The organism is Pseudoalteromonas fenneropenaei (assembly GCF_042643375.1).
Lineage (GTDB): Bacteria > Pseudomonadota > Gammaproteobacteria > Enterobacterales > Alteromonadaceae > Pseudoalteromonas > Pseudoalteromonas fenneropenaei.
The window spans coordinates 85,380-106,149 of sequence record NZ_JBHRSD010000010.1 but is presented as its reverse complement, the minus strand read 5'-3'; the positions used below and the strand labels follow the sequence as shown (position 1 = coordinate 106,149).

The window sequence follows — 20,770 nt, the reverse complement described above, 5'->3', positions numbered from 1 at the left end:
TGGGAGTGAAGTGTGGCGGAAGACTCAGGACAAGAAAGGACCGAAGAACCCACGGGGAAAAAAATTGAAGAATCCCGTAAAAAAGGTCAAGTAGCGCGCTCAAAAGAGCTCGGTACCACCTTCGTGTTGATCTTTTCCGCTATTGCGCTGTTAATGTACGGCCCTGCTATTGCCAAAGGCCTTTATAATGTTATGGGGCGCTTACTTTCTCTTAATCGCAATGAGACCTATGACACCACGAAGATGTTTGCGGTGTGGGGTGAAGCGTTTTCCGAACTCATTTTTCCTATGGCGATGTTTGTTTTCATTATCGCGATAGCCGGTATTGTGGGTAATACCTTACTCGGTGGCTTTAACTTTAGCTGGGAGGCGGCGTCGCCTAAACCCAGTAAAATGTCGCCAATGAAGGGGATTAAACGCATGTTTGGCCCCCAAGCAGCGATTGAGTTGCTAAAGTCCATCCTTAAATTTGTGCTGGTGGCGGGATTTGCGATTTTACTTATTCAGATGTATTTCGATGAAATCTTACATTTAAGTATTGAAACGCCACCCAGTAGTGTCTTGCACTCGTTAGAAATACTAGCATGGATGTTTTTGGCGCTGAGCTGTACCTTAATTATTATCTCCGCTATCGACGCACCTTACCAAAGCTACAATCACCACAAACAATTAAAAATGACGCTGCAAGAGGTCAAAGACGAGTATAAAAACTCTGAGGGTGATCCCATGATTAAAGCGCGGATCCGTCGTACCCAGCGTGAAATGTCGCAGCGGCGGATGATGCAAGCTGTGCCGGATGCTGACGTTGTGGTAACGAACCCAACCCATTATTCCGTCGCATTAAAATATGACACAGATAAAGCCGGTGCGCCAATTGTGGTGGCTAAAGGCGTGGATGAAATGGCGATGCAAATTCGCAAAATTGCCATCGGTAACGAAGTGCCTATTCTTGAGTCGCCAATGTTGACGCGCTCGCTGTATCATACCACTGAAGTTGGTCACCAAATTCCAGATAGACTCTTTACTGCTGTGGCCCAAGTGCTGGCTTACGTGTTTCAGCTGAAGCGATTTAAGAAAGGGCGCGGTCGTCGTCCAACTCCGTTGAGTAAAAACTTACCCATCCCAACCGACTTGCGTCACTAGCGAGTTAGTAAGCTGGAACAGTAATTGCTTTTACTTGAATGCGTCAATTTTTTGCAATAGATAACTTATGGATTTTAAAGCAGTTTTAAATCAGTTAAAAGAAAATCGCAGTGATTATCTAAAAGGCATTGGTACCCCCATAGTCGTTTTGGCGGCGCTTGGCATGGTTATTTTACCTATGCCACCATTCCTTTTGGATGTGCTGTTTTCCTTTAATATTGCTTTGGCGCTGGTGGTACTGTTAGTTACCGTTTACATCATGAAGCCACTTGAGTTCGGTATGTTTCCAGCGGTGCTGCTTATCGCGACAATTCTGCGTTTGGCGCTCAACGTCGCGAGTACGCGCGTGGTACTACTAGAAGGGCATAATGGTGGTGATGCCGCAGGGAAAGTTATTGAAGCCTTCGGTTCGGTGGTTATTGGTGGCAACTACGCGGTAGGTTTAATCGTTTTTATCATCTTGATGGTCATCAACTTTGTCGTAATTACCAAAGGTGCTGGTCGTATTTCTGAAGTTTCAGCTCGTTTTACCCTTGATGCTATGCCGGGTAAGCAAATGGCCATTGATGCTGATTTAAATGCGGGTTTTATTTCCGCCGATGAAGCACGTGCGCGCCGTGATGAAGTGACCCGTGAAGCTGATTTTTATGGTTCGATGGACGGTGCCAGTAAATTCGTAAAAGGCGACGCCATTGCTGGTATGGTTATTCTGTTTATCAATATCATTGGTGGCCTATTTGTTGGTATGATCCAGCACGGTTTATCGTTTAGCCGTGCCATGGAAGTCTACACTTTGCTGACCATAGGTGATGGTTTGGTTGCGCAAATACCCTCATTATTACTATCAATCGGAACTGCAATTGTCGTTACTCGTGAAAACGCTTCACAAAATATGGGCGAGCAGGTTAAGAATCAGCTAGGCAATGAAAAGTCACTGTTTATTGCCAGCGGTATTTTGGCCGTGATGGGGATTGTGCCTGGAATGCCACATTTAGCCTTTTTAAGCTTTGCGGCATTTTTAGCTTATCTGGGTTATTTCTTACAAAAACAAAAAGCCCAAGCCGCGCAAGAAGAAGCCGAGCAAACCAGTAAAGGTGGCTCAGTAGCGAACAAAACGATGCAACAAGACCACAAAGAATTGGGCTGGGACGATGTACAACCCGTTGATGTAATCGGTTTGGAAGTAGGTTATCGTTTAATTCCATTAGTTGACCAAGCTCAAGGCGGTGAATTGCTAAGCCGTATTAAAGGCGTGCGGAAAAAGTTATCGCAAGAATTAGGCTTCTTAGTGCCACCAGTGCATATCCGCGACAATCTTGAACTTGATCCGAACGCGTATCGCATTACGTTAATGGGCGTAGGGACGGGTGAAGGTGAGCTTAAGCATGGTGATGAGCTGGCAATTAATCCCGGTCAAGTATTCGGTCCGATCAGAGGCACCGCGACTAAAGATCCTGCCTTCGGTCTTGATGCGGTATGGATTAAACCAGATCAGAAAGACGAAGCCCAATCTCTAGGTTATACCGTAGTAGACGCAGCAACTGTGGTTGCAACCCATATCAGCCAATTACTGACCAACAATGCCTCGTTACTTTTAGGTCACGAAGAAGTGCAAAACCTACTAGATATTTTAGCTAAGAGTCACCCACGTTTGGTTGAAGGTTTAGTACCAGATGTATTACCGCTTACGACTATCGTTAAAGTTTTACAAAATTTACTCAATGAAGGGGTGGCAATTCGCGATATGCGCTCAATTGTACAAACCTTAGTTGAGTACGGCCCACGCAGCCAAGACCCAGATGTACTCACGGCTGCAGTCCGTATTTCACTGCGGCGTTTGATAGTTCAAGATGCCGTTGGCAACAATAATGAAATCCCTGTCATAACATTGGCGCCTGAGTTGGAACAGATGTTGCATAACTCACTTCAGAACGCAGGTGATGAGGGTGCAGGTATCGAACCAGGCCTTGCTGAGCGGCTTCAGAACTCACTGAGAGAAGCCCATCAAACGCAAGAAATGCTAGGCGAACCTTCAATCTTATTAACCTCAGGAATGTTACGCAGCGTGCTTTCACGATTTGTCAAACATACCATCCCAGGCCTTCGTGTGATGTCGTATCAAGAAGTGCCAGAGGAGAGACAAATCAAGATAGTCAGCTCAGTTGGACAGCATTAATGAGTAAGGGGTTGTCATATGAAGATCAAACGTTTTTTCGCCAAAGATATGCGTACAGCTTTGAAAGAAGTGAAAGAAGAACTTGGTGCAGACGCTGTGATCATGTCAAACAAGAAATTGGCGGACGGTGTTGAAATCGTTGCTGCTGTTGACAATGACCGTGCCCCAACTACTAAACCTGAGCCAGCACAACAAGCGCCTCGCGCAACAGCACAGGTCGCTTCTGAAGCCGCGCCACGCTTTGTTCGTCCTGAGCCAATGCGTGCTCGCCCTGAACCACAAGCAAAAGTGGCAGACTCATTACAAGCCTTATTAGAAAGACAAACAGCTCGTCCGCGTTCACCTGAGCTTGCGTCTATGTTCTCTGAATCTGGTATCAACACTGAGTCAGTTTATCAGCCAAAAGCAGCCCCTGCTTTTAGCAAACCCGCTACCCGTCCAGCAGCAAAAGCGCCTGTGGCAAATTTTGCTATGCAAGACGATTTAGACGGTGATTTTGGTGATGAAATGCCAACTCGTCAAAATTCTGGCGCAGCAGGCAATGAAATGACACAAATGCGTGAAGAAATGAACGCTATCCGTCAACTTCTTGAATTTCAATTGTCTGGTTTGATGCAACAAGACTTAGCGCGTCGCGACCCAACTCGTGCGTGTTTAATTGACCGTTTAAAAGGTATGGGTGTAAGCGAAGACGTTGCTGACCAAATGGCATGTTTTATCCCTGATGACGTATCACGTAAAGAAGCGTGGAATGCGTTACTTGGTATGGTTGAGAATCAACTACACACCACCAACAATGAAATTTTACGCCAAGGCGGTGTTTTTGCACTGGTTGGCCCAACTGGTGTAGGCAAAACAACTACTGTTGCTAAGCTTGCAGCATTGGGTGCACAAAAATTTGGTCCGGAAAATGTGGCGCTTATCACTACCGACACTTACCGTATCGGCGCTTATGAGCAACTCGCTACTTATGGTCGTATTATTGGTTGCCCAGTAAAACAAGTAAAAGATGCACAAGAATTGTCAGAAGTGTTATATCATTTACGTAACAAGCGCTTAGTTTTAATTGATACAGCAGGCATGAGTCAGCGAGACTTACGCTTAACTGAGCAATTAAATACCTTAATGAAGAATGCAAGAGTGGATATTCGCAGCTATCTTGTATTAAGTGCCACAGCACAAATGAACGTATTGCAAGAAACTGTGCGTCACTTTAAGAAAGTTAATCTAAGCGGTTGTATCTTCACTAAACTTGATGAAAGTCTAAGTTTGGGCGAGATTATTAGTATTGCGATTCAAAATCGCTTGCCGATAGGGTATCTTACCAACGGTCAGCGAGTGCCAGAGGATATTCGCGTGGCAAATGCGGAAAAACTCATCAAAAAGGCTGAGCAATTGTTCCTGGCACGCTCAAAAGCTCAACATTCGAGACGTGTACCGGTGGCGTCTCAAGCAGTAGGAATGTATGATTAACACAGTATTAGATCAAGCAAGTGGTCTGCGTAGAATGAATCAAAAGAAAAACCACGGCGTCAAGGTCATCGCAGTGACAGGCGGTAAAGGCGGAGTCGGAAAGACCAATGTGTCTTTGAACACGGCTATTGCCATGGGACAACAGGGCCATCGCGTATTGGTACTCGATGCTGACTTGGGTCTTGCTAACTGTGACGTCATGCTCGGTCTGCGCGTAGAAAAGAATTTATCCCACGTTTTGTCTGGCGAGTGTGAGCTGGACGAAATCTTAGTTGAAGGCCCAGCTGGCATCAGAATTGTGCCTGCAACTTCAGGCTCGCAAAGCATGGTTGAGCTGACACCTGCTGAACATGCTGGCCTCATCCGCGCTTTTAGCGAACTTAACACTGAGTTTGACGTCCTTATCGTCGACACCGCGGCGGGGATTTCCGACATGGTGTTGAGCTTCTCGCGAGCGGCGCAAGATGTGATGGTGGTGGTGTGTGATGAGCCTACGTCAATTACCGATGCGTATGCGCTTATTAAAGTGCTGAGCCGTGAACACGGCGTGTACAAATTTAAAATAGTGGCCAATATGGTGCGTAGTCTCCGTGAAGGCCAGGAATTATTTGCTAAACTCTCCAAAGTGACTGATCGTTTCCTCGACGTGGCTTTGGAGTTAGTAGCAACGATCCCATTTGACGAAAATATGCGTAAATCATCACGCCGTCAAAAAACCATCGTTGAGTTATTTCCAAATTCGCCTGCTGCAGTGGCATTTCGTGGCCTCGCTAGCAAGGCGGCAAAATGGCCCATTCCACATCAACCGTCCGGTCACTTAGAGTTCTTTATCGAACAACTTGTTAATGGATAGGTATGGTATTGGTGACTAAAACCATGGGGTATCAGACAGAGAATCACTTGCAGTTATTGGTAGAGCGTCATGCGCCACTGGTAAAAAAAGTGGCCTGTCACCTCATTGCCCGTTTGCCCGCAAGTGTGCAACTCGATGATTTAATTCAATCCGGTATGATTGGCTTGATTGAAGCGAGCAAAAATTTTGACGCCACTAAAGGCGCCAGTTTTGAAACGTTTGCTGGGATCCGCATTCGCGGCGCCATGCTGGACGAAATTCGTCGTGGCGATTGGGCTCCACGCTCTGTGCATCGCAATAATCGCATGGTCGCAGAAGCCATCGCCGAGCTTGAGGGTGAGCTTGGTCGCGAGCCAAAAGACACTGAAATCGCTGCAAAACTTGATATTAGTCTGGATGAGTACCATCATATTTTACAGGATGTAAATTCCAGCAAAATATTGGGAATTGAGGATCTTGGTGTTGATGAGGACGTCATTACCACGGCAGATCAGGATTTGACACTGGACAAACCGTATAATGTCGTTAAAAATGAGCGCTTTAACCAATCACTCATCGATGCGATCCAAACTTTACCCGAGCGTGAGGCACTGGTATTGTCGTTGTATTACAATGATGAAATGAATTTAAAAGAAATCGGCCAGATACTTGATGTAAGTGAGTCTCGTGTTAGCCAAATTCATGGCCAGGCAATGCTTCGCTTAAGAGCGAAGATCAATGACTGGGTCAACTAAGTTTACAAGTAAAATAGGTTCAAACCTCACTGGAGGATGTTTTGGATAAGAACATGAAAATTCTCGTGGTTGACGATTTCTCGACGATGCGTCGAATCATCAAAAACCTGCTCAGAGATTTAGGTTTTACAAATGTTCACGAAGCCGATGACGGTAGTACAGCCCTGCCAATGCTGCAAAATCAAGAATTTGATTTCGTGGTAACCGATTGGAACATGCCGGGGATGCAAGGTATTGACCTGCTACGTGCAATTCGTGCTGACGCAAAATTAAAGCACATTCCAGTACTGATGGTTACTGCAGAAGCGAAGAAAGAACAAATCGTTGCAGCAGCGCAGGCGGGTGTGAATGGTTATATTGTCAAACCATTTACTGCGGGCACGTTAAAAACGAAGCTCGAAAAAGTATTTGAGCGTTTAGGCTAATAACCAGAGGAGAGGCTTATGTCGGTAGGTGCAACGCCTCAGATCAGTCTTGAGCAAGCCAGATTACTGGTTGAATATCTAGAGCAAGGTGAACAACAAAAAGCAGATCAGCTCATTATGGAGGCTGCCAGTAAAGAGCAGTCAGAGTTATTTGCCGAAGTCGGTAAATTAACCCGCCAATTACATGAGTCGCTCAAAAACTTTGAACTGGATACTCGCTTAGCTGATTTGACGACAGAAGCGCTTCCTGATGCTAAACAACGTCTAAATTATGTGATGGAAATGACTGAAAACGCGGCAAATAAGACCATGGATGCAGTCGAAGCCAGTCTCCCTCTTGCACAACAGCTTGCTGAAGATATTTCGCATATCAAACCCACTTGGGATCGCTTAATGAATCGCGATATCCAACTCGGCGAGTTTAAAGCGCTATGTCATGATATTGACCGCTTTATGCAATCTTCACCTAATCGTACTGACGAATTACAAATGTTGATGACCAATGTGCTGATGGCACAGGATTATCAAGATTTAACTGGTCAGGTGATTAGACGCGTGATTGAATTAGTGCGAGAAGTTGAAGATAGTTTGATCCATCTCCTAACGGTGTTTGGTACTACGGATGTAAGTTCATTAAAACAAAAACGAACAGAACAGGTCCGTGAGCAATCACAACCAGATGAGCTGTCGGGACCGGAAGGACCAATCATTAATCCAGAACTACGTGAAGATGTGGTCTCTGGTCAAGATGAGGTTGACGATTTGCTATCCAGTTTGGGCTTCTGATAGGAGAGTAGGTGCATGAGCTTTGAAGTCGATGAAGATATATTACAAGACTTTCTAGTAGAAGCCGGCGAAATATTAGAACAGCTCTCCGAGCAATTGGTTGAGTTGGAAAATAATCCCGACAATAGAGAGCTGCTCAATGCCATATTCCGTGGCTTCCATACCGTAAAAGGTGGCGCAGGTTTTCTTAGTATGACCGAGCTTGTGGATGCTTGCCACGGCGCGGAAAACGTATTCGATGTCCTACGTCAAGGTCAACGCCGCGTTAATGCTGAGTTGATGGACGTTATCCTGCAAGCTTTAGATACTATCAATGAAATGTTCGCGCATATTCAGAACCGTGAGCAACCAGACCCAGCCGATCCTGCCTTACTAGAAAGACTTCATGATTTAAGCAAACCAGAATCTGAAGACGAACGTCATGCAGTATCAGAAGAGCCAGAAGAAGTTTATCAAGCTGCGCCTCAAGTCGAAGCTGACCCATTTGAGCATGACGACATATTTTTCGACGCGCAATCAGAAGCCAAACAGCTAGTAAGTGATGATTCCGGGATTGACGAAATTACCGAAGACGAATTTGAAGCACTCCTAGATGAATTGCATGGTGCGGGTAAAGCACCTAACCTTGCGCAAGGTACTGACAGTAAAACTTCTACAAGTAATGACGATGGCGACATTACTGACGATGAGTTTGATAAACTGCTTGATGAGCTGCACGGCGTCGGTAAGTTTGGTGCGGCTGCTGAAGCTGGAAAACCTGTTGAGGACGCTAAACCTGCTGCACCTATCCCTACCCCAGAAAGCAAACCAGTTAGCAGTGGTAGTGACGACGACATTAATGATGACGAGTTCGAAGCCTTATTGGATGAGCTGCATGGTAAAGGCAATGCGCCTCGCTCGGTAGAGGAGGAAGCTGCCGCTAAACCTCCGGTTGAGTCGGCAAAACCAGCACCAGCGGCAAAAGCTGCAACTCCTCCAGCGCCTAAGCCAACCCCAAAACCAGCTCCAACCCCTGCGCCAGCCGCAGCGATGGATAATGACGATTTTGATTCGCGCCAGACAGCAGCTGGTGGAGCTAAAAAGGCGGCCCCTGCAGCGCAAGCGGAAACCACAGTGCGAGTTGACACTAAACGTCTAGACCAGATCATGAACATGGTCGGTGAGTTAGTATTGGTGCGAAATCGTTTAGTCAGCTTGGCGTCAAACGCCAGTAGCGAGGCCATGAGCAAAGCGATTTCTAACTTAGATGTAGTGACTGCAGATTTACAAGGTGCGGTAATGAAAACCCGCATGCAGCCTATCAAAAAGGTATTTGGTCGTTTCCCGCGCGTAGTGCGTGATTTGGCGCGTAGTTTACGCAAAGACATCAATTTGGTGTTGGAAGGTGAAGAGACCGATCTCGATAAAAACTTAGTTGAGGCATTGGCCGACCCATTAGTGCACTTGGTTCGTAACTCAGTTGATCATGGTATTGAAATGCCTAGTGTCCGTGAAGCTGCAGGCAAGCCCCGCACAGGTACAGTGACATTATCGGCGTCGCAAGAGGGTGACCATATACTTCTAACCATCCGCGACGATGGCGCGGGGATGGACCCAGAAAAGCTCAAGAGAATTGCGGTGCAAAAAGGCGTTATTGATGCTGACCAAGCAAGTCGCTTATCTGATACCGAAGCGTACAATCTGATTTTTGCTCCTGGTTTTTCGACCAAAGAACAGATTTCAGATATTTCAGGCCGTGGTGTTGGCATGGATGTGGTTAAAACCAAAATTGCGCAACTGAATGGTTCAGTCAACATCCAATCGCAATTAGGTGTAGGTACGGTACTAGAAATTAAAGTACCGCTGACATTAGCTATTTTGCCAACGTTAATGGTGATTGTAGGTCAACAAACCTTTGCGTTGCCATTAGCTGGGGTGAATGAAATCTTCCATTTGGACTTGACTAAGACTAACGTGGTAGATGGACAGCTGACTATTATCGTGCGTAACAAAGCCATCCCGCTGTTTTATTTAGAACATTGGTTGAAACGCGGTGCCGACCGTTCGCGGCGTAAAGCTGAAGGTCATGTGGTTATCGTGCAAATCGGCACAAAACAAGTAGGCTTTGTGGTGGACTCGTTGATAGGGCAAGAAGAAGTGGTCATTAAGCCTCTTGATGCGCTATTACAAGGGACTCCTGGTATGGCAGGCGCGACAATCACCTCTGATGGTGGTATAGCATTGATCTTGGACGTACCAAACTTACTGAAACATTACGCCAGCAGGTAGGGGTAAAGACCCCACGAAAATACTGATAGACAAGTATTGATGTGGTGCCCAGTGCACCACTTTTTAGATCTGAATTGTTAAAAATGAGCGTGCCAATGGCAGTCAAAGTATTAGTTGTAGATGACTCAAGTTTTTTCCGTCGCCGGGTCACAGAGATATTAGAACAAGACCCTGAAATCAAGGTTATTGATTATGCGGTTAATGGACAAGAAGCGGTTGAAAAAGCGGCGCAACTGCGCCCTGATGTGATCACCATGGACGTTGAAATGCCGGTGCTGGACGGGATCAGTGCGGTGAAGAAAATCATGCAGGCAACACCAACACCGATTTTGATGTTTTCTTCACTCACCCGTGAAGGGGCCAGTGCCACATTAGATGCACTAGATGCCGGTGCGGTTGATTTCCTACCGAAGAAGTTCGAAGATATCGCCCGCAACAGTGAAGAGGCAATTAAATCTTTACAAACCAAAGTCAAAGAAATTGGACGGCGCCGTGTTAGCCGTTATACCAGACCGACTTACAGCCCAGCCCCTGTGACGCCAGCACCCAGTGTTAGTCCAACAACTACTCGTAGCACTATCGCACAGCCAGATCGTAGCTTTAGCCGTACATCGGTGAGTAGCTCAGCAACGGCCCCAGGCGGTAGCAGTGTAAGCGCAAAGGCATCAGGGAAAAAATATCAATTAGTTGCAATAGGCACATCAACGGGTGGTCCAGTTGCACTACAAACCATTTTGACGCAATTACCTAGCAATTTCCCACATCCAATTTTACTTATTCAGCATATGCCCGCGGCATTTACACCAGCCTTTGCACAGCGTTTAAATACCTTATGCAAAATAAAGGTAAAGGAAGCTGAAAATGGTGACCGTTTAATGCCAGGTGTGGCTTATTTAGCTCCAGGTGGCCAGCAAATGTTGGTTGAAGCACGTGGCGGCAGCAAAACATTACGCGTATTTGAAGACGACAGCCCACGTATCACCTATAAACCCAGTGTTGACGTGACCTTTGCCAGTGCAGCTAAAGCCTATCATGGCGATGTCCTTGCTGTGGTATTAACCGGTATGGGCGCGGATGGTCGTGATGGCGCGAGACTATTAAAACAGGCTGGTTCAACTATTTGGGCGCAAGATGAAAAAACCTGCGTGGTATATGGTATGCCGGCTGCCGTTGCGAATGCTGGGCTATCTACAGAAAGTTTGCCGTTACAAGATTTTGCAGTTCGTATCAGTAAAGAAGTCGGCTGCGCATAATGATAAAAACAACAGCGTGATGCACTTAACGCCGAGTAGTCAAGCGTGTTAAGGTGGAACAACTCGACGGGATTAAGGATTGGTTTACAGTTGTGAAGATTTGGACGGTAGCAAATCAGAAAGGCGGGGTAGGGAAAACTACTACAACCGTTAGCCTAGGTGGTATTTTGGCGTTACAAGGCATGCGGGTACTGCTTATCGACACAGATCCGCACGCTTCGTTAACCTATTACTTTGGTATCGATTCTGAAGAACTGGAAGTCAGTGTTTACGATATCTTTGCCCGTGGCTCGCAAATGGCCAGTGAAGAAATTTTGCAAGCTTTGTGTCCTTCAACCATTGAAAACCTAGATATTTTACCCGCCACTATGGCGATTGCGACATTAGACCGCAGTATGGGGCAAAAATCTGGTATGGGATTGTTGCTAAAAAAAGCATTGGCTAAAATCAGCGACCATTATGATTATGCGATTTTGGATTGCCCACCAGTATTGGGTGTGCTGATGATCAATGCCTTGGCTGCTAGTGAACGCATTTTAGTGCCGGTGCAAACTGAGTTTTTGGCACTTAAAGGGCTTGATCGCATGATGCGCACCATGGAGTTGATGCAAAGTTCACAGAGTAAGCAATACCAGTACACCATTATTCCGACTATGTATGACAAACGTACTAAAGCTTCCTTAGAGGCTTACAAGTCGTTACTGGAAACTTACAAAGAGGCGGTTTGGCCGGGTGTGATACCGGTGGATACAAAATTTCGAGATGCCAGTTTGATGCAGAAAGTACCTATTGAGTACTGTCCTAAATCTCGTGGTGTCTATGCTTATAAAGCGTTATTAGAATATTTGGAGCAATTAGGCTAACACCATGAGCAAGCACCTTTTCGCCAACGAACAAGTGATGAAGCAGTACTTGAGTGCGCTATTGAGTGAGGAAGAGCCTGAAGTTCAAGCTGAGGTGGTTGCAACTACGCCACATCAACTCCCAACCGCTGAACTGTCCCCAGTTGCCAAGTTATTACAGCAAGTTCATCCCGACATCCCTGATGCGCAGCTCAGTAGCAGTGTATTAGAGCATGACTCACCAGCCCTTAAAGAGTTTGTCGATGAACCACGAGTTCGTCCTGAAGTTATCGAAAAAGAGCTTGAGGATCAGCAAAATAGTACTATCATCAAAGAACAAGTTGCAGAGCAAGCGTTACCGCAGCTAGAACCAGAAGCGGTACTTAATGGTCGTAAAGAATATTTTGATGGCCAGTTTCAAGCACTGTTTTTTGAAGTGGCGGGCTTAACTTTGGCAGTACCACTTAAAGCCTTAGGTGGTATCCATCAGCTTGGTGAAATTAATCAGTTGTTTGGCAAGCCAAAGTGGTTTCAAGGTGTGATGCTTAACCGCGACGAAAAACTCAGTGTCATTGATACTGCTCGTTGGGTTATGCCAGAAAAGTACACACCGGAATTGGCTGATAAGCTCAATTATCAGTATTTAATTATGCTTGGTGACAGCCCGTGGGGCTTGTCAGCAGAAAAATTGGTAAATAACATTACCTTACATCCAGATGATGTGAAGTGGCGCACAGCGGCAGGCAAGCGACCTTGGCTTGCAGGCGTGATAAAAGAAAAGATGTGCGCGCTTATAGATGTAGAAAGTTTAATTCACTTGTTGGAAAAAGGCCTCGACAGCCGCGCTGTTTGACCTGCCAACCAGTGCTCAACTAGTTTGTACTTTGGAGCTAAGCCATGAGTCAAGAGAGACTACTAAAAGCAGATAAAAATGCCGATAGTAACGATGAAGTATTGCAATGGGTTACCTATAAATTAGAAGCGGAAACCTATGGTATTAACGTAATGCAGGTGCAAGAAGTATTGCGTTATACCGAGATTGCTCCTGTTCCGGGTGCACCGGATTATGTGCTTGGCATTATTAACCTGCGTGGTAACGTGGTTACCGTTATTGATACGCGCGCCCGTTTTGGCTTACCAAGTGCTGAAGTTACTGATAACTCAAGGATTGTGATTATTGAAGCGGAAAAGCAGGTAATCGGTATTTTGGTAGATAGCGTTGCTGAAGTAGTTTATCTACGTAGCTCCGAGATCGACAGTGCACCGAATATTGGCACTGAGGAAAGCGCTAAGTTTATCCAAGGGGTGTCAAACCGTGAAGGTGAGTTGTTAATTCTGGTTGACCTTAACAAGTTGCTCACTGACGATGAATGGGACGAGTTGAGCCACATCTAAATCGTGAATATAGATCCAAGCAGTATGATCATTATTGGACTATTGGTAGCCTCATGCGCTTTATCTTGTGTGTGCTTGGGGCTTTTTTATGCTGCACGCAAAAATACTGACGTGCAGCGCAAGCAAATTATCCAGCAACATAAGCATAATGAAGCGTTAGCACAGCAGCTCCAGATCTTGCGTAGCGAAATTGCTGAGGTGCGGGCTGGGGTGCTGAGTATGAGTAAACGCATTGTGGCTTGTGAGCAGGGTTCGCAAGAACTTGCACAAGCGCTGTCGGCACAAAAGTACGACGACCCCGATGCCCGGATCTATTCTCGCGCGGTGAAAATGATAGAACTCGGTGCAGACATAGAAGAAGTCATGCGTGAATGTGAGCTACCTAGAGCGGAAGCTGAGTTATTGATGACGCTGCACAACAAAGGCGGTTAAGTGAGTGCCTAAGGTACTATTCTTCGATTCACCGCGAACGGCAGATTTGGCATTTTGCTATCTTCCTGACGCTATTGATGTTCTCACGGACTCACATTGAGTGATCGTTAGTTTAGCGATAGGGAGCGCGTTTGCAGGTTGCAGCATGGCGGCATTGGCCAAATCAAGATCACATTGCTGACCAATTGGCAGCGGCCATTGTTGCTTATCAGTCCATTCATCAGCATGATTTTATTAAAGTCAGTTGCAATAGTAATAGTCTCTGTGAAGCTTTTGGGGTGCGCCGCGTATGGCAAAATAGTAGCTTAGGCTCCTACGCTAAAAATACCTCAGCTTTTGATATCAAAGCCTTGTTGGCACAGCCTAATCCTCGTACGTTGCATGATTGCCAGTTACTACAAACCAACCTCGCAGCACATCGGCGTATTAGCGCCAACCCTGATTGTAAAGATACCCCAAGTTTTGCGACCGTTTATTCACCACTTTATAGTCTCAATTCCATGCTGGCGGGCAAGCTGACAATTGCAGGGTTAGCGTTAGCTGAGAATTGCGCCATGCTGCAACGCTTAACTGCACTTACTTGTGAATATATTGCGGAGTTACAAACCATTCGAAATGTGCGCATTTATTACTGTAGCTTTCACGCCAGTGCTGAGTTTTGTCGCTATCCACAATTTAAAAAGCATGTCGCGCATTATGACCAGCAATGTATTGCAAGCCTAAGTGGCACAGAGCATTTAATTCACTATCACAGTGCGGGCGAGGTGTATTTTGATTACCTTGCCAGTGGCAAATTCGCTTTCGTATCGGCTGAGCATTATCAGCATCCTGTGCAGATAGGTGCTTTGCTTGCACGTTTTACTCAGTTGACTTTTGTCGGTTTACTGGATTGTTTGTTACGACCGCAACCGTTAAGTTATTCGCAGATAGTGCATTTCTTCACTGAGCTTGGGCGAGCGGTTGCGCTTGAACGGGTGCTTGTGGCGCCAGCTTGCACTCTTCCTTTGACAATAACAGATACAACTTTAGCTCAGGTGTGTAAGATAGTTAGAGCGCTTTAATCTTATTACGCTGTGAAGGAAAAACGTGTCAGAAAGTCAGTTAACACAATTACCAAGTAGCCTCAAGGCCGCTATTACGCTGTATCAAAGTAACGATTTTACTGCAGCTGAACGACAATTTACTTTATTGCTTGAGGATGAAAGCTGCGAATTGGTCGCGCGCTGCTTTTTAGCCGAAATTGCCTTGATTGCCGGTACTGGCAAAGAGCATATTGCTGCTCTAAAAGCTTTTCTTGAGTCCCAGCCGTTCGCGAGTGAAGTCAAGCATCTGCTGGGATTGTGTTATCAACAAAAGCGTGAATTGAGCGCTGCAGTGTCTTGTTATCGTGATGCGCTCGCGACGCTTTTGCAGCACCCGCCAACAATCCCTTACAAGCAGCCGGTAGCGGCAGAATTTGACACCACTATCCATGAAACCTTGTTGTGGCAGACCTTAGTTGCACTGCGACAAGCTGGGGTGAAATCCTTTGCGACCTCAGGCAGTTTACTTGGTATTGAACGCGAAGGGCGCATTCTAGCCAACGATAAAGATATTGATATCGGTGTGGATTGGGGGCAAATGTCACAGGCAATTGGTGTGCTCCAAGCTTTAGGCTGGCAAGAATATCGTCGCTCTTATGACTTGGTTAATCCACGCTGTTTTATTCATGCTGCTGGTGTCACGCTAGATTTATGCGGTTTTGCGGTCGATGCGCGTACGCAAACCACCATTGCAGGCATTTGGATGAGCGAAATGCCATTTAGTTGGAATCGTGTTACCGAATATCCTGCTATTCACTTAACGGATAAACGCACCCCGTTTGGTATGGTGTGGCATTTGCAGCAACCGCAGCAGTTTTTAACGGCGCTTTATGGTGATTGGCAAACCCCACAGCCTTTATTCGATACTGTGCTATGTGCACGCAATATCCGCGACTTTTCGCTGTTAACGCAATGTTTGTTGTACGCTAGGTTATACCGTTTGGTGTTATTACGACAGTGGGCAAAACTGCGTTTTACCCTAGCCAATGTTGCCTTTTTAGATAAGCAAGACTCGCTCATACGAGCGCTTGAACAATTAGCACAATCCCAAGAGCACGCAGTATGAGTATCATGCAACCACAACCTCTCATAACGCGTTGTTTAGCGCTGGGGGTATTCGACTTATTTCATATTGGTCATCTGAATTATTTGGCGTTTGCTAAAGCGCAAGGTGATGAGTTATTGGTAGCGGTGGCGCCGGATGCGGTGTGTTTAGCCAAAAAACAGGCTTTGCCTATTATTAATCAAGTTGAGCGATTAGCGATTGTGCGCGCATTGGCGATTGTGAAAGAGGCCTATCTCTTACCTTGCCCAATCAAAGAAACAGCTGCTGCTTGTGCTTGGATAAAAGCGTGGGGCATCAATAAAATTGTGGTAGGTGAGCAATGGCAGGGCGCGGAGCAATGGCAACGCTTAGCAGAGGCGTTGCAGGATGATGATATTACGGTTATGTTTGCGCCTAAAACGCCAAGTATTTCTAGCACTGACATCAAAGCTAAGATCCGCCGCGAACCGTATCAATGTTAACTACGAGCATGAAAGCTATTAGAGGTACTACAATGGCTAGGCGCGAATATCCAGTTTACCCCTAAACCCTTGCCAACCCGGTGGGAATTTACCTTGCATAATATAAGAAAAGGCAATCAGCTCAGCGATAACATAGTACAACTCACGAGGGATCTGCTCGTGAAGCTGTAATTGCACTAAGGTTTGCATCAGGCTTTCATCTTGATGGACTAAAATGCCTCGCTCTTTGGCGGTAGCAATGATCTCTTCGGCCAATTCGCCAAAGCCCTTTGATACTACTTCTGGCGCCTTACCTGCTTCATACAGCAGGCCAATAGCGGACTTTTGTTTACTCGTATCCATAATGCGTTAAACCTTAATGTTAACAATCGCGTGGCTATTATAAAACGCTTGTACTTGCTCTGGGTTTTCACTCAAATTAATCTCACCAACTTGTAAGCCGTGTTGTGCGAGTTTAGCGCGCAGTGCGCCAAGATGCGGCTCAGCCATGCCTTTAACTGTGTTGTTATCGGCCAACAGTTCACAGTCCACCGCTTTATCCATCAGTTCAGCTTGTGCTGACAACTTACCATACGGGTGTAAATCAAAATTCAGCCGAATAAACCATACCGTCTTTTCAGGCAGATGGGCTTTAGCAGGCTTTTTGTATTTGCCGATTTGCAGTTCGGTTTGCTGCTGCGGCAAGGTTTGCTTGGTTGGCATAAAAAGATGAACAAGTAATGTTTGCTCACTGGTTTGTTGCTGATTCAACTGTGAGATCTGCGGCTGCGAAAAACTTTGGTGGATTTTACCCAACTCCTCACTTAGCCCTTGCATCAAACTGGCATTTTGCAGTGCTTGTTGTAGCTGCGCTGTGTTACTGGCCTTAAATTGTGGCAGGAGCGTATTGAGTAGCGCTTCCAAGCGTTGCTCAGGGGTTACTTGGTTTGGCGTGGTTGCCAGCGCTTTGGGCGCGGCTAAAAAAGTCACCAGTAATTTGTCTAAGGCTTGCAATATTGGGCTAGATTGAGCTTGCGGTGAGAAAACTTGCTGTAAATGTTGGCCAACCGCCATAGGCTGAATAGTGCGCTCATCCCACATCCGACTGAATGCTTGATTGATTAGGCGTTTTAAGTCGGCAGGCCAAGCTTCCTCATGTTGCTGGAGGTGGTTGAGCGCTGCGCTTAATTGTTTTGCAGGGTTACTTTCGGCTGACTTTTCTGCTTTAAACCAAGGCTCCAATAGTTTTTGTTCTAATTGGCTTAAACCTTGTTGGGGCTTGTTCGTTGTTGCTAGCAGCCAACTCGGTATACCTTTGACCAGATCAGTTGCCTTTGTTGTATCTTGCGTGCTGTGCTGGAGGGTTTGTGCTGACGTATTTAAAGCGGCTATCTCGTTGCTCGTTTTGGCTGCAAACGTTGCTGTTGCTTGCTGCGCTAAAGAGGGTGGTATGGTGGCGGGTTTATCGGCTTGCGTCTGCGTTTTGGTTAGCAGCGGCGTTAATAATTGGACTGTGTCTTTAGCTGTCGCTTTAGTGGCGCTGGGCGTTTGCGGCTTAGGTAGTTCGCTATCTACAAACTTTGCTGGTGGTGTGGCAGGTGGTGAGGCGCGCTCTGGTTGAGCACTAGGTGCGCTCGCAATTGTTAGAGTCAACTGTTGTTTTATGCCCAAAAGTAATGACAAAAGCGGTGCGTTTTGCGCCAATTTAGTCAGCGCTGCAGGTAATGCGGTGCTCGATGCAGGTGCTGTTGGTAATAGGGGCGGTTGTAACCATAATGCTGCGCTAAGTGTGCGTTTGTTTATGCTACTTGAGGTTGACTCGGGTTGGCTGCTCTGTTCAGTATTTTTTGGCACACTACCCATATTAGCTACGGTTTTGGTATCTAACGGCTTTTTGAACGAAGCTGAGGGTTGAGCTGCCGGTGTTAATACGTCAGGCGTGAGCGGTTTTGCGAGTGTAGCTGAATCTTTCTGACTACTTGGTCGCACAGTACTTAACCATTGTGGTAAAGCTGCAAAAGGTTTATTCACCCAAGTTTTGATTGCCTCGGCAACGGCTTGTCTTATCTCACTTAAACTCACTTCTGATAAAGGTTTATTATAAGCCAATAAGTGATTAGAAGCTGAAGTGGCAGGCGCAATTACTGGGCTTGGTTTTACTAAACCGGGTAAATGTTGGTTGAGACTGGTTTTTAACTCAGCACTAAACTGCAGTTGGGGTTTAATCAAACTCAACACTTGGTTAAATGGTTTTACCCGCAAGGTTTGCCACTCTTTTAATCCGGCCAGCTCTTGCGGGGTATTCACTGGCAGTTTTAACGCCGGTACTGTGGCGCGGCTATGTTGGACAAGCATCTGCCACTGTTCGACTTTAGCCATCAGTTGCGGGAATTGCTGACTCAATTGTTTCACGAGTCCGCCATAGCTAATTTGGCTGCGATGCAGCACATCGGCAAAGGTATTTTGTAAGTTCACTTGCAAGCCAGAGCTGGTAGCCTGTAGCGTAGCGAAAAGCCGACCTTCTTGGCGTAACAGCGCTGAGGTTTGTTTGTCTAACGCCAATTCTAAACCTAAGGACTTCAGCACTAAATGACCATTGCGGTTAATTTCAGCGGGCAGTTGCTTTGGTAGTTGGGTTTCACCACTTTGTAAAAAATGCAGTAATTTAACTATGGCTTCACGATCTGTGACATATAAGGTTTGCGGTGCACTGCTAATGGTGAGTTGTTTACCATCGGCACCAACTTGAATTTTCGCTGAGCTTAATTGGGTATTTTGTTCCACGGGCGTATTCAGCGTCAGGCGCAGCTTTTGCCAGCGGCCATCAAGCTCTACTTCCATTTGCAGAATAGTATCTTGCGCCACTATATTGCGGGCAGAAAATTCACCCGCTTTACTGAGCTCGCTAAGAACTTTAGTGTCTTGACTTGGCGTGCTGCCAACATCGACAGTAATGCTTTGGTTGTGAAGCGATATTGGCGTTTTATTCATTATTTTAAATCAAATTTTCGTTAAACGACGGGATGACAATATTCGTATTACCATACCATTATGTTAGACTAACGCCCAATTTTGGGTAAAGAGAATCATAGGTTTGCTTGAGATAAAAGCCGTCAGTTGCATAAAACAAGACAGATGTTTATTTGACTCACTGAGTTTTTCCCTAAAAGCAGGGGAAATCATGCAAGTTGAAGGCCCAAACGGCGCTGGAAAAACCAGTTTATTGCGCATTATTGCTGGGTTTGCCCGAGCCGATGATGGTCAAGTGCTGTTTGCAGGTGAAGATATTCAACACAACTATGATGAGTTTGCCGCTAACTTGTTGTTTATTGGCCACAAAACTGGCGTGAATGGGCAATTAAGTGCTTATGAAAACGTGCGCCATTGGCAGGCCGTGCATGGTGTGCGGGATAACGGTGAGATTTACCCACTGTTAGCGCAGCTCGGTTTAGTCGGCCTTGAAGATGTTCCAGTGCGGACTTTATCCGCAGGTCAACAACGACGAGTGGCGCTGGTTCGGCTCTGGCATAATCACGCCAAATTGTGGATCTTGGATGAGCCATTTACGGCCCTAGATAAAAAGGGCGTGGCGTTACTGCAGCAGCGTTTCCAAACCCATCTAAGCAACGGCGGCGGGATTTTATTAACTACCCACCAAGACTTAACCGCACAATTTGCGCAGTTGCTCACTTTGTCTTTGGAGTACCGACTGTAATGCAGCCTCAACATTCCTACTGGCAATTATTTTCCGCGGTTTATCGTAAAGATGTCACTTTGGCGTTTCGTCAGCGCGCTGAAATTTTTAATCCTCTGCTGTTTTTTGTCATTGTTATTACTTTATTTCCCCTTGCGATTGGACCTGAACCGGCGTTATTAGCGCGCATGGCGCCCGGAATTATTTGGGTTGCCGCGTTACTTTCGACTATGCTTGGTCTCGATAAGTTATTCCGGGATGATTACCACGATGGCGCATTGGAGCAATTGATCGCCTCTCCTTATCCGTTATCGCTCAGTGTTATTGCCAAAGTAAGCGCGCACTGGACGGTATCTGGATTACCTATGGTATTGTTATCGCCGTTATTTGCATTATTAATGAATTTAGAGCAGCAAGCTTTAGGTGCAACATGCCTAACGCTGCTGATCGGTACGCCACTGCTGAGCTTAATTGGCGCCATTGGCGCTGGGCTAACAGTGGGCCTACAAAAAGGTGGCATATTGTTGAGTTTATTGGTCCTGCCTTTATATATTCCAGTATTAATCTTCGCTACGTCTGCCATTGATACCAGTATGATGTCGTTGGCGTACGGTGGACAGTTAGCGATTTTAGGTGCGATGTTGGCCGTAGCAACCATTGCCGCACCGTTTGCCATATCGTCAGCTTTAAGAGTGAGTGTCAGTTAAA

At 46.1% G+C, this 20,770-nt stretch carries 20 protein-coding genes; 18 read left to right on the top strand and 2 right to left on the bottom strand.

Annotation, left to right across the window (positions count from 1 at the left end):
- Positions 1-12 precede the first annotated feature (12 nt).
- The 16 genes from flhB to ACFOEE_RS04535 all read left to right on the top strand — a co-directional run bounded on the left by flhB (position 13) and on the right by ACFOEE_RS04535 (position 16,389).
- Positions 13-1,143 (top strand): flagellar biosynthesis protein FlhB, encoded by a 1,131-nt coding sequence (gene flhB, locus ACFOEE_RS04610; RefSeq protein ID WP_377121385.1) that lies wholly within the window; start codon positions 13-15, stop codon positions 1,141-1,143.
- A gap of 67 nt (positions 1,144-1,210) precedes the next feature.
- Entirely contained in the window at positions 1,211-3,319 is a 2,109-nt protein-coding gene (flhA, locus tag ACFOEE_RS04605) for a flagellar biosynthesis protein FlhA (protein WP_377121383.1), read from the top strand.
- 18 nt (positions 3,320-3,337) lie between these two features.
- Positions 3,338-4,792 (top strand): flagellar biosynthesis protein FlhF, encoded by a 1,455-nt coding sequence (gene flhF / locus ACFOEE_RS04600; protein ID WP_377121381.1) that lies wholly within the window; start codon positions 3,338-3,340, stop codon positions 4,790-4,792.
- A complete protein-coding gene (locus ACFOEE_RS04595; RefSeq protein WP_377121379.1) occupies positions 4,785-5,645 on the top strand; it encodes a MinD/ParA family protein in 861 nt (286 codons plus the stop codon). The genes flhF and ACFOEE_RS04595 overlap by 8 nt, the downstream gene beginning before the upstream one ends.
- Positions 5,646-5,668: 23 nt before the next feature.
- The gene (locus ACFOEE_RS04590; RefSeq protein WP_377121861.1) at positions 5,669-6,379 is read left to right on the top strand and encodes an RNA polymerase sigma factor FliA; all 711 of its coding nucleotides are present in this window, start codon (positions 5,669-5,671) and stop codon (positions 6,377-6,379) included.
- Positions 6,380-6,420: 41 nt separating this feature from the next.
- Positions 6,421-6,804, top strand: coding sequence for a chemotaxis response regulator CheY (cheY, locus tag ACFOEE_RS04585; RefSeq protein WP_377121377.1), 384 nt, complete (start codon positions 6,421-6,423; stop codon positions 6,802-6,804).
- 18 nt (positions 6,805-6,822) lie between these two features.
- Positions 6,823-7,590, top strand: a complete 768-nt coding sequence (locus ACFOEE_RS04580) for a protein phosphatase CheZ (RefSeq protein WP_377121375.1) — start codon at positions 6,823-6,825, stop codon at positions 7,588-7,590.
- 15 nt (positions 7,591-7,605) lie between these two features.
- On the top strand, positions 7,606-9,858 hold the full coding sequence (locus ACFOEE_RS04575; protein ID WP_377121373.1) for a chemotaxis protein CheA: 2,253 nt from the start codon (positions 7,606-7,608) through the stop codon (positions 9,856-9,858).
- 95 nt (positions 9,859-9,953) lie between these two features.
- Positions 9,954-11,111: a protein-glutamate methylesterase/protein-glutamine glutaminase gene (locus ACFOEE_RS04570; RefSeq protein ID WP_377121371.1), complete on the top strand. Its 1,158-nt coding sequence runs from the start codon at positions 9,954-9,956 to the stop codon at positions 11,109-11,111.
- A gap of 92 nt (positions 11,112-11,203) precedes the next feature.
- On the top strand, positions 11,204-11,974 hold the full coding sequence (locus tag ACFOEE_RS04565; RefSeq protein ID WP_377121369.1) for a ParA family protein: 771 nt from the start codon (positions 11,204-11,206) through the stop codon (positions 11,972-11,974).
- Between the two features lie 4 nt (positions 11,975-11,978).
- Positions 11,979-12,806 (top strand): chemotaxis protein CheW, encoded by an 828-nt coding sequence (locus tag ACFOEE_RS04560; protein WP_377121367.1) that lies wholly within the window; start codon positions 11,979-11,981, stop codon positions 12,804-12,806.
- Between the two features lie 44 nt (positions 12,807-12,850).
- Positions 12,851-13,348 carry a chemotaxis protein CheW gene (locus tag ACFOEE_RS04555; RefSeq protein ID WP_377121365.1) on the top strand — a complete coding sequence of 166 codons (498 nt, stop codon included), beginning with the start codon at positions 12,851-12,853 and terminating at the stop codon, positions 13,346-13,348.
- A gap of 24 nt (positions 13,349-13,372) precedes the next feature.
- Entirely contained in the window at positions 13,373-13,780 is a 408-nt protein-coding gene (locus tag ACFOEE_RS04550; protein ID WP_377121363.1) for a DUF2802 domain-containing protein, read from the top strand.
- A 131-nt stretch (positions 13,781-13,911) separates the two neighbouring features.
- Complete coding sequence (locus tag ACFOEE_RS04545; RefSeq protein WP_377121361.1) at positions 13,912-14,841, top strand: hypothetical protein; 930 nt, start codon at positions 13,912-13,914, stop codon at positions 14,839-14,841.
- A gap of 25 nt (positions 14,842-14,866) precedes the next feature.
- Positions 14,867-15,928: a tetratricopeptide repeat protein gene (locus ACFOEE_RS04540; protein WP_377121359.1), complete on the top strand. Its 1,062-nt coding sequence runs from the start codon at positions 14,867-14,869 to the stop codon at positions 15,926-15,928.
- Positions 15,925-16,389 (top strand): adenylyltransferase/cytidyltransferase family protein, encoded by a 465-nt coding sequence (locus ACFOEE_RS04535; protein ID WP_377121357.1) that lies wholly within the window; start codon positions 15,925-15,927, stop codon positions 16,387-16,389. Before ACFOEE_RS04540 ends, ACFOEE_RS04535 begins: the two co-directional genes overlap by 4 nt.
- Before the next feature lie 36 nt (positions 16,390-16,425).
- On the opposite strand, the gene ACFOEE_RS04530 is transcribed toward ACFOEE_RS04535, so the two are convergent.
- Positions 16,426-16,731, bottom strand: coding sequence for an EscU/YscU/HrcU family type III secretion system export apparatus switch protein (locus ACFOEE_RS04530; protein WP_377121355.1), 306 nt, complete (start codon positions 16,729-16,731; stop codon positions 16,426-16,428).
- Between the two features lie 6 nt (positions 16,732-16,737).
- The gene (fliK, locus tag ACFOEE_RS04525) at positions 16,738-19,359 is read right to left on the bottom strand and encodes a flagellar hook-length control protein FliK (protein WP_377121353.1); all 2,622 of its coding nucleotides are present in this window, start codon (positions 19,357-19,359) and stop codon (positions 16,738-16,740) included.
- Positions 19,360-19,462: 103 nt separating this feature from the next.
- On the opposite strand from fliK, the gene ccmA reads away from it, so the two are divergent.
- Positions 19,463-20,083, top strand: a complete 621-nt coding sequence (gene ccmA, locus ACFOEE_RS04520) for a cytochrome c biogenesis heme-transporting ATPase CcmA (protein WP_377121351.1) — start codon at positions 19,463-19,465, stop codon at positions 20,081-20,083.
- On the top strand, positions 20,083-20,769 hold the full coding sequence (ccmB, locus tag ACFOEE_RS04515) for a heme exporter protein CcmB (protein ID WP_377121349.1): 687 nt from the start codon (positions 20,083-20,085) through the stop codon (positions 20,767-20,769). The genes ccmA and ccmB overlap by 1 nt, the downstream gene beginning before the upstream one ends.
- Position 20,770: the final 1 nt, after the last annotated feature.